This is a genomic window from Streptomyces sp. NPDC006552 (assembly GCF_040611655.1).
Lineage (GTDB): Bacteria > Actinomycetota > Actinomycetes > Streptomycetales > Streptomycetaceae > Streptomyces.
The window spans coordinates 1-13862 of the sequence record NZ_JBEXOS010000064.1; the positions used below are offsets into that span (position 1 = coordinate 1).

Consider the following 13862-nt stretch of genomic DNA (forward strand, 5'->3'; position numbering starts at 1 on the left):
GGGTGTGTTGAAGTTTTTTATATGTTGTGTTATACATTTGTGGGGGCGCTCTGCGGGGTTTTCCACCCCAGCCCGCGCCCCCCGGCGCGGGGCGCGGCCCGTTCGGCGCCGCGCGCGACGTCCACGAAGAACGGGTTGCCCATGTCGAGCACGAGCAGCGCCATGATGCGGCTGTGCCCGGCGCGCAGCTGGCGGGCGTACTCGCTGCGTACGTAACCGAGCCGGGCGATGACCTGCCGGACGTGGCGCCGGGTCGGTTCGGAGACCCGGTGGGGCTGGTTGAGGACGTTGGAGACGGTGCCCACGGAGACCCCGGCGACGCGCGCCACGTCCTTGATGCCGACCGATCCGCGCTCAGGCAAGGTGGAAGACCTCGGTGAGCGGCCGCATGGCGGCGTCCGGGGCCCGGCCGTCCAGCTCCTCGAAGAAGCCGGCCGTCTCGGCCTGCCAGCGGGCATTGACGCCGGTGGCGTCCATGGCGGCGCGCGCCGCGTCGAAGTCGGCCGTCTCCAGGTAGCCGACGAGCAGACCGTCCTCGCGCAGGAAGAGCGAGTAGTTGTGCCAGCCGGCCGCGGTCAGTGCCTGGCGCATCTCCTGCCACACGTCCTGGTGGCGGGCGCGGTAGGCGTCGATGCGGTCGGCCCTGACCTTGAGCAGGAAGCAGACGCGCTGCGTGTCCGTCATGGAGCGTCTCCCGTCCGCGCGCGGCTCAGAACTTGTACTGGTCGATGTTCTTCTTGTCGAAGACGGTCGGCTTGCCGAGGGAGACGACGCCGTCCTTGCCGATGGTGAACTCGCCCAGGCCGCCCGCCTGGTAGCGCTCGCCCTCCTTGCCGGTGATCCGGCCGGACTCCAGGGCGACGGCGGTGTGCGCGGCAAGGGCGCCCAGCTTGGCCGGGTCCCACAGTTCGAAGGCGTCGACGGTGCCGTTCTTGACGTAGGCGCGCATGTCGTTCGGGGTGCCGAGGCCGGTCAGCTTGACCTTGCCCTTGTACTTCGAGCCGGAGAGGTACTGGGCGGCGGCCTTGATGCCGACCGTGGTCGGGGAGATGATCCCCTTCAGTTTCGGGTGCTCCTGGAGAAGCCCCTGCGTCTGCTGGAACGACTTCTGGGCGTCGTCGTCACCGTAGGCGGTCGTGACGAGCTTGATGTCCTTGTACTGGGGCTTCTTCAGCTCGTCCTTCATGTAGTCGATCCACGTGTTCTGGTTGGTGGCCGTCTGGGCCGCCGAGAGGATCGCGATCTCACCCTTGTCGCCGATCTGCCGCGCCATCTGCTGCACCTGAGTGCGGCCGAGGTCCTCGGCACTGGCCTGCGAGACGAAGACGTCGCGGCAGTCGGCCTTGGTGTCGGAGTCGTAGGTGACGACGCTGACGCCGTTCTTCATGGCCTGCTTCAGCGCGGTGCACAGGGCGCCCGGGTCCTGCGCGGAGACGGCGATGGCGTCGGCCTGCTGCTGGGTGAGGGTGTTGACGTAGGAGACCTGCCCGGAGGTGTCGGTGCCGCTGCTGGTGCCGACCTCCTTGTACGTCGAGCCGAGTTCCTCGACGGCCTTCTTGCCGCCGTTGTCGGAGGTGGTGAAGTACGGGTTGTTGACCTGCTTGGGCAGGAACGCGACCGTGAGGCCCTTCTTGATCGCCGCGTTCGGGTCGGCCTTGCCGGCGGCGTGGGACTTGGCCGCCTCCTTGTTCGCGTCGTCCTTGGTGGTGCCGCCGCAGGCGGTGGCGCCGAGGACGAGCGCGGTGGTGACCGCGAGGGCGGCAGTGAGCCGGCGGGTGCCGGCGGTGACGGTCCGGGACATGGCGGTTCCTTACGAGGTGGTGGGCGGTACGGGGACGAGGGCGCGGACGCGTTGCTACGAGGGGGCCGGGGACGGCGGGGCGGAGGCTGCTCGGCGCCGGGCCCTGGACTGCGCGACCTGGCGGCCGACGCGCGGGGCGAGCACGGAGACCACCAGGAGGACGCCGGTGACGACGATCTGGGACTGCGCGGAGACGTTGAGCAGGCTCATCACGTTCTGCAGCGTGCCGAGCAGGAAGACGCCCGCGATCGCGCCGCCGAGGGTGCCCTTGCCGCCGTCGAAGTCGATGCCGCCGAGCAACACGGCCGCGATGACGGAGAGTTCGAGCCCGGTGGCGTTGTCGTAACGGGCGCTGGCGTAGTGCAGGGCCCAGAAGACGCCGGTCAGCGCGGAGAGCACGCCGGTCGTCACGAACATGGAGAGCCTGAGGCGCTTGACGCGGACACCGGAGAAGCGGGCCGCCTCCTCGCCGGCGCCGATGGCGAAGAGCGAGCGCCCGACGCGGGTGGCGTGCAGCACCACCACGGCGAGGGCGAGGAGCACCACGAACGGCAGCCCCGCGTACGGCAGGAACGTCTCGCCGAACCGGCCCGCGCCGAAGTCCAGGTAGTGCGTGGGGAAGTCGGTGACGGAGTCGGAGCCGAGGACGATCTGGGCGATGCCGCGGTAGGCGGCCATGGTGCCGATGGTGACGGCGAGGGAGGGCAGGCCGAGCCGGGTCACCAGGAGGCCGTTGACGAGACCGCAGACGACGCCGAGGACCAGGCAGAGCGGAATGATCGTCTCGATCGCCATGCCGTTGTTCCACAGGGCGCCCATGACGGCGCCGGACAGTCCGGCCGTGGAGCCGACCGACAGGTCGACCTCGCCGGAGACGACCAGCATCGTCATCGGCAGCGCGATCAGGGCGATGGGCAGCGTGTTGCCGATCAGGAACGAGAGGTTGAGCGCGTTGCCGAAGTTGTCGACGAACGAGAACGAGCAGAGCAGCAGCACGATGAGCAGGGCGCCGACGGCGGTGTCCCAGCGCACGACGCTTTTCAGGGGTTCGGCCTTGCGGGTGTCAGCCATGGCGGGCGCTCCTCATCTGTGCGGCCTGCTTGCGCAGCACGGCGGCGACCCGCAGGGCCACGATCCGGTCGACGGCGATGGCGAGCAGCAGCAGGATCCCGTTGATGGCGGTGACCCAGACGGAGCTGACGCCGATGGCGGGCAGGACGCTGTTGATGGAGGTCAGCAGCAGGGCGCCGAGGGCCGCGCCGTAGACGGTGCCGGAGCCGCCGGTGAAGGCGACGCCGCCGACGACCACGGCGCTGACGACGGTCAGTTCGTAGCCGTTGCCGGTGGCGGAGTCGACGTTGCCGAAGCGCGCCAGGTACAGGGCTCCGGCGAGTCCGGCGAGGGCGCCGCACAGGACGTAGGCGGCCATGACGCGCTTGCGGACCGGGATGCCGGCCAGGGAGGCGGCCTCGGGGCTGGAGCCGAGCGCGTACAGGTCGCGGCCGCTGCGGTAGCTGCGCAGGTAGTAGCCGACGCAGAGCAGGACGGCGACGGCGAGCAGCGCCAGGTAGGGCACGATCCACAGGCCGTCGTGGCCGAAGTCGACGAAGGAGCCGGGCAGGTCGGCGGCGACGATCTGCCAGGAGCCGACCCAGATGGAGTCGATGCCGCGCACCACGTACAGAGTGCCGAGGGTGACGACGAGGGCGGGGACCTTGCCAAGGCTGACCAGGGCGCCGTTCAGGACGCCGAAGAGGGCGCCGATGGCGACGGCGTAGAGGACGGCGACCAGGGAGCTGCCGCCACCCTGGAGGTAGTCGCCGGCGGCGAAGGCGGAGATGCCGAGGACGGAGCCGACGGACAGGTCGACGTTGCGGGTGATGACGACGACGGCCTGGCCGGTGGCGACGAGGACGAGGATGGTGGCGTTCAGCAGGAGGTCCTTGACGCCCTGTTCGGAGAGGAACTCGTTGTTGGAGACCTGGGTGGCGAGCAGCATGACGACGAGGACACCGGCGACGGCTAGTTCGCGCGCCTTGAACACCTTGTCGATGAGGCGGCGCCCGGCGGTGGGTTCCGGTGCGATGTTCTCCCGCACGGGCGGAGCGGTCACGGTCATGATCCAGCCACCTCGATGGTCCTCAGGGGCGCGGGGCCGGATCGATCAGCGGCTCCGCCGCGGGGCGCGGGCAACCACACACCGCGCGCGGCCGCCGACGAACGAGTGGCAGTCAGCGGCGAACTGGCGATCATCAGGCGGCCCTCCCCGTGGCCGCGGCCATCACGGTCTCCTCGTCCGCCTCGGCGCGGGAGAACTCCGCGGCGAGACGCCCCTCGTGCATGACGAGCACCCGGTCGGCCATGCCGAGGATCTCCGGCAGGTCGGAGGAGATCATCAGGACGGCGACGCCCTCGGCGGCGAGCGAGGAGAGCAGCCGGTGCACCTCGGCCTTGGTGCCGACGTCGATGCCGCGGGTCGGTTCGTCGACGATGAGGACCTGCGGCCCGGTGGCGAGCCACTTGGCGAGGACGACCTTCTGCTGGTTGCCGCCGGAGAGGGTGCCGACCACGTCGGCGAGGCGCGCGTACTTCACCTGGAGCTTGACGGACCAGTCGAGGGAGCGGTTGCGCTCGGCCCGGCGGTTCATCAGTCCGGCGCGGCTCGTGTCGGCGAAGCCGGTGAGGCCGATGTTGCGCTCGATGGACAGGTCCATCACCAGGCCCTGGGCGCGGCGGTCCTCGGGGACGAGTGCGAGGCCGGCGTGCATGGCGAGGCTCGGGGCGCCCGGCTTGAGCCGGTGGCCGAGCACCTCGACGGTGCCGCCGTCGAAGCGGTCGACGCCGAACACGGCGCGGGCCACCTCGCTGCGTCCGGCCCCCACCAGTCCGGCGAGGCCGACGATCTCGCCGCGCCGCACCGCGAAGGAGACGTCGGTGAAGACGCCCTCGCGGGTCAGCCGGCGCACGTCCAGGGCGACGTCGCCGATCTCGGTGGCCTGCTTGGGGTAGAGCTCGTCGAGGTCGCGGCCGACCATGCGGCGCACGAGGTCGTCCTCGGTCAGTCCGTCGAGCGGCTCGCTCGCCACCCAGGCGCCGTCGCGCAGTGTGGTGACGCGCTGGCAGAGGCCGAAGATCTCCTCCAGGCGGTGCGAGATGAAGAGCACGGCGGCGCCCTGTTCGCGCAGGGTGCGCACGACGCCGAAGAGGCGGGCGACCTCGCTGCCGGTGAGCGCCGCGGTCGGCTCGTCCATGATCAGGACGCGGGCGTCGAAGGAGAGCGCCTTGGCGATCTCGACGAGCTGCTGGTCGGCGATGGACAGGCCGCGGGCGGGCTGGCCCGGGTCGAGCGCGACGCCGAGCCGCTCGAAGAGTCCGGCCGTGGCCTCCTTGACCGCGCGGTGGTCGACGCGGCCGAGCGAGCGGCGCGGCTGGCGGCCCGTGAAGATGTTCTCGGCGATCGACAGGTCGGGGAAGAGCGTCGGCTCCTGGTAGATGACGGCGACGCCGGCGTCCCGGGCGTCGGCGGGGCCGTGGAACTCCACCGGCGCGCCGTCGAGCAGGACCGTGCCGGTGTCGGGCCTGTGCACCCCGGCGAGGGCCTTGATGAGGGTCGACTTGCCCGCGCCGTTCTCACCGGCGAGGGCGTGCGCCTCTCCGGCGTACAGGCGCAGGCTGACGCCGCGCAGGGCGCGCACCGCGCCGAAGGACTTGCTCACCCCCTCCAGCGCGAGCACCGGAGCGGTCCCCGGTTCAGGATGCGTCATTGCATGTCTCCGTGAGTGTGCATGAGTGGGCCTGGCCGTGCCGAGTGCACGGGAGTGGCTGCGGGCGCCGGGTGACTGACCGGCTATGAAATGTTTCAGTGAAGTTGCCCGGAAGCTAGCTCCGGTCCTCAGGGGAGGTCAAGGGGCCGGAGGACAACCGCTGCGCCACGCCGGGACGAATCGCTCTCTTCGCCGCGCTCGCTCCGCCGTGAACTGCAAGGAAAGCGCGGGGACAACCGGGACCGATCCCGGCAACAGCACGATTGCGTAACGCGCTTGACCCCGTGCCGGACCCCTTGACGGCCCGTTCCGCCGGGGTTAACTTCCCCAGCGAAGTGAATCGATTCACGCACTCAGAGGTGGACATGCCTGACATCGCTGCCGTCAAGGCCGCACTCGCCAGCCAGCGGATCGAGACGCCGTCCTGGGGCTACGGCAACTCCGGCACCCGGTTCAAGGTGTTCGCCCAGGCCGGCGTGCCGCGCACGGTGCGGGAGAAGCTCGACGACGCGGCGAAGGTGCACGAGTTCACCGGCATCGCGCCCAAGGTGGCGCTGCACATCCCCTGGGACGCCGTCGACGACTACGCGGCGCTCGCCACCTATGCCAAGGAGCGCGGTGTCGCCCTCGGCACCGTCAACTCCAACACCTTCCAGGACGACGACTACAAGTTCGGCAGCGTCTGCCACCCGGACCCCGCGGTGCGCCGCAAGGCCGTCGGCCACCTGCTGGACTGCGTCGACATCATGGACGCGACCGGCTCCACGGACCTCAAGCTGTGGCTCGCCGACGGCACCAACTACCCCGGCCAGGACTCCATCGTGGCCCGCCAGGACCGGCTCGCGGAGTCCCTCGCGGCGGTCTACGAGCGGCTCGGCGACGATCAGCGCCTGCTCCTGGAGTACAAGCTGTTCGAGCCCGCCTTCTACACGACGGACGTACCGGACTGGGGCACGTCCTACCTCCAGTGCCTCAAGCTCGGCGAGCGCGCCCAGGTCGTGGTCGACACCGGCCACCACGCGCCCGGCACCAACATCGAGTTCATCGTCGCGCTGCTGCTGCGCGAGGGCAGGCTCGGCGGCTTCGACTTCAACTCCCGCTTCTACGCGGACGACGACCTGATGGTGGGCGCCGCCGACCCCTTCCAGCTCTTCCGCATCCTGCACGAGGTCGCCCAGAACGGGGGCTTCGCCGCGGAGACGAACGTGGCGTTCATGCTCGACCAGTGTCACAACATCGAGGCGAAGATCCCCGCGGTCATCCGCTCCGTGATGAACGTGCAGGAGGCCACCGCCAAGGCGCTCCTCGTCGACCGGGACGCGCTCGCCGCGGCCCAGCGCGCGGGCGACGTCCTCGCCGCCAACGCGGCGCTGATGGACGCGTACAACACCGATGTGCGCCCGCTGCTGCGCGAACTGCGCGAGGAGCAGGGCCTGCACCCGGACCCGGTCGCGGCCTACCACGCCAGTGGCTGGCAGGAACGGATCGTGGCCGAGCGCGTGGGCGGCGAGCAGGCGGGGTGGGGGGCCTGACCGACGCGTCCGCCGGGTGCCGGCGGCGGACGGCCGCGCCTCGCCCGTGGTCGCTCGCGCGGCTCCCCGCGCCCCTTCCCGGGGCACCCCGCAGCCCGACTCATACGCAAGGGACCGATCACCGCATGTCTACGCACCCCGAAGTCAGCGCCCTCCTCGCACGCTCGAACCGGCTCGGCGCCGACCCCCGCAACACCAATTACGCAGGCGGCAACACCTCCGCCAAGGGCACCGCCACCGACCCGGTGACCGGCGGCGACGTCGAGCTGATGTGGGTCAAGGGCTCCGGCGGCGATCTGGGCACGCTCACCGAGGCCGGGCTCGCCGCGCTGCGCCTGGACCGGCTGCGGGCGCTCACCGAGGTGTACCCGGGGGTGGAGCGCGAGGACGAGATGGTCGCCGCGTTCGACTACTGCCTGCACGGCAAGGGCGGCGCCGCGCCGTCCATCGACACCGCCATGCACGGCCTGGTCGACGCCGCCCACGTCGATCACCTGCACCCCGATTCCGGGATCGCCCTGGCCTGCGCCGCCGACGGCGAGAAGCTGACCGCCGAGTGCTTCGGTGACAAGGTCGTGTGGGTGCCGTGGCGGCGGCCCGGCTTCCAGCTGGGCCTGGACATCGCGGCGATCAAGTCCGCCCACCCGGAGGCGATCGGCTGCGTCCTGGGCGGGCACGGCATCACCGCGTGGGGCGCCACCGCCGAGGAGTGCGAGGCGAACTCCCTGTTCCTCATCCGCACCGCCGAGACCTTCCTCGCCGAGCGCGGCAGGCCCGAGCCGTTCGGTCCGCTCATCGAGGGGTACGCCGCCCTGGACGCGGCCGAGCGCCGTGCGCGGGCGGCCGCGCTGGCCCCGGTCGTGCGCGGCCTCGCCTCCCACGACCGCCCCCAGGTCGGCCACTTCGACGACTCGGGGACCGTGCTCGACTTCCTGGCCCGCGCCGAGCACCCGCGCCTGGCCGCTCTCGGCACCTCCTGCCCGGACCACTTCCTGCGCACGAAGGTGCGCCCGCTGGTCCTGGACCTGCCGCCGACCGCGTCACTGGACGAGGCGGTCGCCCGGCTGCGGGAGCTGCACGCCGCGTACCGCGAGGAGTACGCCGCCTATTACGCGCGCCACGCCACGCCCGGCTCCCCCGCGATGCGCGGCGCGGACCCGGCGATCGTGCTCGTGCCCGGCGTCGGCATGTTCAGCTTCGGCAAGGACAAGCAGACGGCGCGGGTGGCGGGCGAGTTCTACCTGAACGCCATCAACGTGATGCGGGGCGCCGAGGCGGTCTCCGCGTACGCGCCCATCGAGGAGTCCGAGAAGTTCCGGATCGAGTACTGGTCCCTCGAAGAGGCCAAGCTCCAGCGGATGCCGAAGCCGAAGGCGCTCGCCACGCGCGTGGCACTGGTGACGGGGGCGGGCAGCGGCATCGGCAAAGCCATCGCGCACCGGCTCGCCGCCGAGGGCGCGTGTGTCGTCGTCGCGGATCTGAACGCGCAGGGCGCCGCCGCGGTCGCCGAGGAGCTGGGCGGTCCGGACAGGGCCGTCGCGGTCACCGTGGACGTCACCTCGGAGGAGCAGATCGCCGAGGCGTTCCGGGTGGCGGTCCTCGCCTTCGGCGGCGTCGACCTGGTCGTCAACAACGCGGGCATCTCCATCTCCAAGCCGCTCCTGGAGACCACGGCCGAGGACTGGGACCTCCAGCACGCCATCATGGCCCGCGGTTCCTTCCTCGTCTCGCGCGAGGCGGCCCGCGTCATGCGGCAGCAGCAGATGGGCGGCGACGTCGTCTACATCGCCTCCAAGAACGCCGTCTTCGCCGGCCCGAACAACGTCGCCTACTCGGCCACCAAGGCGGACCAGGCCCACCAAGTACGGCTGCTCGCTGCCGAATTGGGGGCCGACGGGATCCGGGTCAACGGCGTCAACCCGGACGGCGTGGTGCGCGGTTCCGGCATCTTCGCGGGCGGCTGGGGCGCGCAGCGCGCGGCGACGTACGGCATCGAGGAGGAGAAGCTCGGCGAGTTCTACGCCCAGCGCACGCTGCTCAAGCGGGAGGTCCTGCCCGAGCACGTGGCGAACGCGGTGTTCGCCCTGACGGGCGGCGACCTGACCCACACGACGGGCCTGCACGTGCCGGTGGACGCGGGAGTGGCGGCGGCGTTCCTGAGGTGACCCGCCGGCCAGGACGCGAGGCACCCCACACCCGACCCCGCCAGGGGCGCGAGGAACCGCGCACCTGGCCCACGCCCCAGCCGCACAGAAGCCAGGGGCGCGGGGAACTGCGCGCCCAGCCCCCACGCACCCGCACAGAACACCGACCCCGAAGGCGACCGAACCCCCATGCCCACGACCCCCTACGCCGCGATAGACCTGGGCGCGTCAAGCGGCAGAGTCATCACGGCCCAGCTCACCCCGACCACCCTGAACCTCAGCGAAGCGCACCGTTTCCCGAACAGACCCGTCCGCACCGGCCCCGCCCTCCACTGGGACATCCTCGCCCTCTACACGGGCATCCTGGACGGCCTGCGCAAGACCGGCCAGGTCACATCCGTGGGCATCGACAGCTGGGCCGTCGACCACGGCCTCCTGGACGCGGACGGCGCCCTCCTGGGCAACCCGTTCCACTACCGCGACACCCGCACCGACCACGTCGCGGAGCAGGTCTGGACGCGCGTCCCCCCGGCGGAGCTGTACGCGGCGACGGGCCTCCAGTACGCCCCGTTCAACACCCTGTACCAACTCGCGGCGGCCCGCGACACGGCCCGACTGGCGGCCGCACGGACCCTGTTGCTGATCCCCGACCTCCTCACCTACTGGCTCACGGGAGAGCAGGGCACCGAGCTGACGAACGCCTCCACCACCCAGCTCATCGACCCCCGCACCGGCGACTGGGCACACGAGATCGCCGCCCGCGCCGGTATCGACCTGGGCCTCTTCCCGCCGCTGCGCCGCCCCGGCGACCGGGCCGGCGAACTGCTCCCGCACGTCCTCGACGAGACCGGTCTCACCGGCCCCGTCCCGGTGACCACCGTCGCCTCGCACGACACCGCGTCGGCCGTCGCCGCCGTCCCGGCCGCCGACGGCGAGAACTTCGCGTACATCTGCACCGGCACCTGGTCCCTCGCGGGCCTCGAACTCGACGCGCCCGTCCTGACCGAGGCGAGCCGCGCCGCGAACTTCACCAACGAACTCGGCGTCGACGGCACCGTCCGCTACCTGCGCAACATCATGGGCCTGTGGCTGCTGCAAGAGTGCCAGCGCGCCTGGGACGAGCCGGACGTGACCCCGCTGCTGCGCGCGGCCGCGCAAGCAGAAGGATTGCGCTCGGTCGTCGACGCGAGCGACGCCGGGTTTCTCGCGCCCGGCGCCATGCCCGAGCGGATCGCCACCGCCTGCCGCGCCACGGGCCAGCCCGAGCCCCGCACCCGCGCGGAGACGACCCGCTGCATCCTCGACTCGCTGGCGCTCGCCCACCGCGGGGCGCTCACGCAGGCGGCGCGCCTGGCCGACCGGCCGGTCGACGTCGTGCACATCGTCGGCGGCGGAGCCCGCAACGCCCTGCTGTGCCAGCTGACCGCGGACGCCTGCGGGCTGCCCGTGGTGGCGGGCCCCGCGGAGGCCGCAGCGCTCGGCAACGTCCTCGTGCAGGCCCGCGCCGACGGCGTCCTCGGCGACCGGGCCGCGGCCCGCCGGCTGGTCGCCGGCACCCAGTCGCTGACGCGCTACACCCCGCGCGGCCCTACCGCCGCGTGGACGGCGGCCGAGGCGCGCCTCGCCGCCCCGTGACCCGGCCGTGCGCACGACGTACCCTGCACCCGTCCGATGTCCGAGCCGAACCTCCTGACCGAAGGGGCCACCATGCGTGTCGCGCTCTTCCTCACCTGTGTCAACGACACGCTCTATCCGGACACCGGCAGGGCCGTGGTGAAACTCCTGACCAGACTGGGCGTGGAGGTCGACTTCCCGGCCGCCCAGACCTGTTGCGGGCAGGCCCACTACAACACCGGCTACCGGCACCAGGCCGAACCGCTGGCCCGCCACTTCTCCGATGTCTTCGGCTCGGGGCTCGCCTCCGGCGCGTACGACGCGGTCGTCACGCCGTCCGGTTCGTGCGCCGCGATGGTGCGCGAGCTGTACCCGCGCATGGGCGAACGGGCCCGCGCGGAGGGCCGCGGCTCCGCCCTCGCGACGACACTCGCGCCGGTGGTCCCGAAGACGTACGAGCTGACGGAGTTCCTGGTCGACGTCCTGAAGGTGACCGACGTCGGCGCGTACTACCCGCACACGGTGACCTACCACCCGACCTGCCACGGCCTGCGCTCCCTGGGCCTCGGCGACCGCCCCACCCAGCTCCTGAGGTCGGTGCGGGGACTTGAGCTGGTGGAGCTGCCCGGCGCGGAGGAGTGCTGCGGGTTCGGCGGTACGTTCGCCGTGAAGAATCCGGACGTCTCGGCGGCGATGGGCGCCGACAAGATCCGCAACGCGGAGGCGACGGGCGCGGACGTGCTCTGCGCCGCCGACAACTCGTGCCTGATGCACCTCGGCGGCACGATGAGCCGGCTCCGCACGGAGCTGCGGCCGGTCCACATCGCGGAGATCCTGGCGAGCACCGAGGGGGACCTGCTGACATGAGCGGCACATTCATGGGGATGCCCGCCTTCCCGAAGGCCGCGCACGACGCCGTACGGAACCCGACGCTGCGCGCCAACCTGAAGCACGCCACCCACACCATCCGGGACAAGCGGGCCCGCGCCGTCGCCGAACTCGACGACTGGGCGCAGCTGCGCGAGGCGGGCAAGCAGATCAAGGACCACACCCTGCGCCATCTCGACCACTACCTGGTCCGGTTGGAGGAGGCGGTGACCGCGGCGGGCGGCACCGTCCACTGGGCCGCCGACGCCGCCGAGGCCAACCGGATCGTGACCCGGCTCGTCCAGGAGACGGGCGAGTCGGAGGTCGTCAAGGTCAAGTCGATGGCCACGCAGGAGATCGGGCTCAACGAAGCCCTCGAAGCGGCGGGCATCGCCGCGTACGAGACCGATCTCGCCGAACTCATCGTGCAGCTCGGCAAGGACCGTCCCTCGCACATCCTGGTCCCGGCGATCCACCGCAACCGCGGTGAGATCCGCGCCATCTTCGAGAAGGAGATGGGCCGTTGGGGCCGCCCGGCACCCGCGGGGCTCACCGACACACCGGCCGAGCTGGCGGAGGCGGCCCGGCTGCACCTGCGGGAGAAGTTCCTGCGCGCCAAGGTCGGCATCTCCGGTGCCAACTTCATGGTCGCCGAGACCGGCACCCTCGTCGTCGTCGAGTCCGAGGGCAACGGCCGGATGTGCCTGACCCTGCCCGAGACGCTGATCTCGGTCGTCGGCATCGAGAAGCTCGTGCCCACCTGGCAGGACCTGGAGGTGTTCCTGCAGACGCTGCCGCGCTCCTCGACGGCGGAGCGGATGAACCCCTACACCTCGACCTGGACCGGCACGACCGACTCCGACGGTCCCCGGACCTTCCACCTGGTCCTGCTGGACAACGGCCGCACCGACACCCTCGCCGACGAGGTGGGCCGCCAGGCCCTGCGCTGCATCCGCTGCTCGGCGTGTCTGAACGTCTGCCCGGTGTACGAGCGGGCGGGCGGCCACGCCTACGGGTCGGTCTACCCCGGCCCGATCGGTGCCATCCTCAGCCCCCAACTGCGCGGCACGACCAGCGAGATCGACGCGTCCCTCCCCTACGCGTCCTCGCTCTGCGGCGCCTGTTACGAGGTGTGCCCGGTCGCCATCGACATCCCCGAGGTGCTCGTGCACCTGCGGGAGCGGGTCGTCCAGGGCGGCGCGGCCACCCGGCACGGCGCGAAGGTGACCCTCCAGCCGGCGAAGGGCCACGCGGCGGAGCGGGCAGCGATGCGCGCCGCCCGCTGGGCGTTCACCCACCCGGGCGTGCTCGGCGCCGGCCAGCGCCTCGCCGCGCGCACCCGCCGCTTCCATCCGCGCACGGTGCCGGGGCCCGGCCGGGCGTGGACGGCGACCCGGGACCTGCCGAAGGTGCCGGCGGAACCGTTCCGCGACTGGTGGCAGCGGACGAACGGCGGCAAGGAGGCCGGCAAGTGAGCAGCAGGGACGTGGTCCTCGGCCGGGTGCGGCGGGCGCTCGGGGGCCCGTCGGGGCCCCCGACGGCGTATGACACGGAGATCGACCGGAGCTATCTGCGCGAGCACGGCTCCCGCACGACCGAGCAGACGGTCGAGCTGCTCGCCGAGAACCTCGCGGACTACCGGGCGCTCGTGCACCGGTGCGCCGCCGCGGAGCTGCCGGAGCTGATCACGCGGCTGCTGGCCGCGCGGGGACCGGAGAGCGTGCTGGTGCCGCCGGGGCTGCCGCCGGAGTGGATGTCGGCCGCCGATCCGCCGCGCGTCCATGACCGGGCGGTCAGCACCGCGGCGGAACTCGACCGCGTCGAGAGCGTGGTGACGGGCTGCGCGCTCGCGATCGCCGAGACCGGCACGCTCGTCCTCGACGGCTCGCCCGACCAGGGCCGGCGCCGCATCACGCTCGTCCCCGACCACCACATCTGCGTGGTCCGCGTGCCGGAACAGGTCGTCTCCTCGGTCCCCCAGGCCCTCGGACGGCTCGCTCCGGCCCGTCCGCTGACCTGGATCTCGGGCCCCTCCGCGACCAGCGACATCGAACTCGACCGGGTCGAGGGCGTGCACGGCCCGCGCACCCTGGAGGTGATCCTGGTGAGCGGGGAGTGACGGGCGCGGTTACGTTGAGTC

The 13862-nt window shown here is 71.9% G+C and carries 11 protein-coding genes and 1 pseudogene; 6 read left to right on the top strand and 6 right to left on the bottom strand.

Annotated features, from left to right (window positions below; genetic code table 11):
- Positions 1-68: 68 nt before the first annotated feature.
- The 6 genes and pseudogenes from ABZY33_RS28805 to ABZY33_RS28830 form a co-directional block, all read right to left on the bottom strand.
- Positions 69-362 (bottom strand): annotated as a pseudogene (locus ABZY33_RS28805) (LacI family DNA-binding transcriptional regulator); the annotation flags it as partial.
- Positions 355-684, bottom strand: coding sequence for an L-rhamnose mutarotase (locus tag ABZY33_RS28810; protein ID WP_356494614.1), 330 nt, complete (start codon positions 682-684; stop codon positions 355-357). The gene ABZY33_RS28810 and the pseudogene ABZY33_RS28805, both read right to left, overlap by 8 nt.
- A gap of 25 nt (positions 685-709) precedes the next feature.
- Positions 710-1801, bottom strand: a complete 1092-nt coding sequence (gene rhaS, locus ABZY33_RS28815) for a rhamnose ABC transporter substrate-binding protein (RefSeq protein ID WP_356494615.1) — start codon at positions 1799-1801, stop codon at positions 710-712.
- 54 nt (positions 1802-1855) lie between these two features.
- Positions 1856-2872, bottom strand: a complete 1017-nt coding sequence (locus ABZY33_RS28820) for an ABC transporter permease (protein ID WP_356494616.1) — start codon at positions 2870-2872, stop codon at positions 1856-1858.
- The gene (locus tag ABZY33_RS28825) at positions 2865-3920 is read right to left on the bottom strand and encodes an ABC transporter permease (RefSeq protein WP_356494617.1); all 1056 of its coding nucleotides are present in this window, start codon (positions 3918-3920) and stop codon (positions 2865-2867) included. The genes ABZY33_RS28820 and ABZY33_RS28825 overlap by 8 nt, the downstream gene beginning before the upstream one ends.
- A gap of 133 nt (positions 3921-4053) precedes the next feature.
- Positions 4054-5565, bottom strand: coding sequence for a sugar ABC transporter ATP-binding protein (locus ABZY33_RS28830; protein ID WP_356494618.1), 1512 nt, complete (start codon positions 5563-5565; stop codon positions 4054-4056).
- A gap of 365 nt (positions 5566-5930) precedes the next feature.
- Here ABZY33_RS28830 and rhaI point away from each other — a divergent pair, with 365 nt between their 5' ends.
- The 6 genes from rhaI to ABZY33_RS28860 all read left to right on the top strand — a co-directional run bounded on the left by rhaI (position 5931) and on the right by ABZY33_RS28860 (position 13841).
- On the top strand, positions 5931-7097 hold the full coding sequence (rhaI, locus tag ABZY33_RS28835) for an L-rhamnose isomerase (RefSeq protein ID WP_356494619.1): 1167 nt from the start codon (positions 5931-5933) through the stop codon (positions 7095-7097).
- A 125-nt stretch (positions 7098-7222) separates the two neighbouring features.
- Positions 7223-9262: a bifunctional aldolase/short-chain dehydrogenase gene (locus ABZY33_RS28840; protein WP_356494620.1), complete on the top strand. Its 2040-nt coding sequence runs from the start codon at positions 7223-7225 to the stop codon at positions 9260-9262.
- A gap of 168 nt (positions 9263-9430) precedes the next feature.
- Positions 9431-10876: a rhamnulokinase family protein gene (locus ABZY33_RS28845; RefSeq protein WP_356494621.1), complete on the top strand. Its 1446-nt coding sequence runs from the start codon at positions 9431-9433 to the stop codon at positions 10874-10876.
- Positions 10877-10948: 72 nt separating this feature from the next.
- Positions 10949-11722, top strand: coding sequence for a (Fe-S)-binding protein (locus tag ABZY33_RS28850; protein ID WP_356494652.1), 774 nt, complete (start codon positions 10949-10951; stop codon positions 11720-11722).
- Positions 11719-13197 (top strand): lactate utilization protein B, encoded by a 1479-nt coding sequence (locus tag ABZY33_RS28855; RefSeq protein WP_356494622.1) that lies wholly within the window; start codon positions 11719-11721, stop codon positions 13195-13197. Before ABZY33_RS28850 ends, ABZY33_RS28855 begins: the two co-directional genes overlap by 4 nt.
- The gene (locus ABZY33_RS28860; protein WP_356494623.1) at positions 13194-13841 is read left to right on the top strand and encodes a lactate utilization protein C; all 648 of its coding nucleotides are present in this window, start codon (positions 13194-13196) and stop codon (positions 13839-13841) included. Before ABZY33_RS28855 ends, ABZY33_RS28860 begins: the two co-directional genes overlap by 4 nt.
- Positions 13842-13862: the final 21 nt, after the last annotated feature.

Bases quoted from the DNA above. Each gene is read 5' to 3' on its own strand.
- ABZY33_RS28810 (WP_356494614.1), bottom strand. From the start codon at position 684: ATGACGGACACGCAGCGCGTCTGCTTCCTGCTCAAGGTCAGGGCCGAC.
- ABZY33_RS28855 (WP_356494622.1), top strand. From the start codon at position 11,719: ATGAGCGGCACATTCATGGGGATGCCCGCCTTCCCGAAGGCCGCGCAC.
- ABZY33_RS28830 (WP_356494618.1), bottom strand. From the start codon at position 5,565: ATGACGCATCCTGAACCGGGGACCGCTCCGGTGCTCGCGCTGGAGGGG.
- ABZY33_RS28850 (WP_356494652.1), top strand. From the start codon at position 10,949: ATGCGTGTCGCGCTCTTCCTCACCTGTGTCAACGACACGCTCTATCCG.
- ABZY33_RS28845 (WP_356494621.1), top strand. From the start codon at position 9,431: ATGCCCACGACCCCCTACGCCGCGATAGACCTGGGCGCGTCAAGCGGC.
- rhaI (WP_356494619.1), top strand. From the start codon at position 5,931: ATGCCTGACATCGCTGCCGTCAAGGCCGCACTCGCCAGCCAGCGGATC.
- ABZY33_RS28840 (WP_356494620.1), top strand. From the start codon at position 7,223: ATGTCTACGCACCCCGAAGTCAGCGCCCTCCTCGCACGCTCGAACCGG.
- ABZY33_RS28825 (WP_356494617.1), bottom strand. From the start codon at position 3,920: ATGACCGTGACCGCTCCGCCCGTGCGGGAGAACATCGCACCGGAACCC.
- ABZY33_RS28820 (WP_356494616.1), bottom strand. From the start codon at position 2,872: ATGGCTGACACCCGCAAGGCCGAACCCCTGAAAAGCGTCGTGCGCTGG.
- rhaS (WP_356494615.1), bottom strand. From the start codon at position 1,801: ATGTCCCGGACCGTCACCGCCGGCACCCGCCGGCTCACTGCCGCCCTC.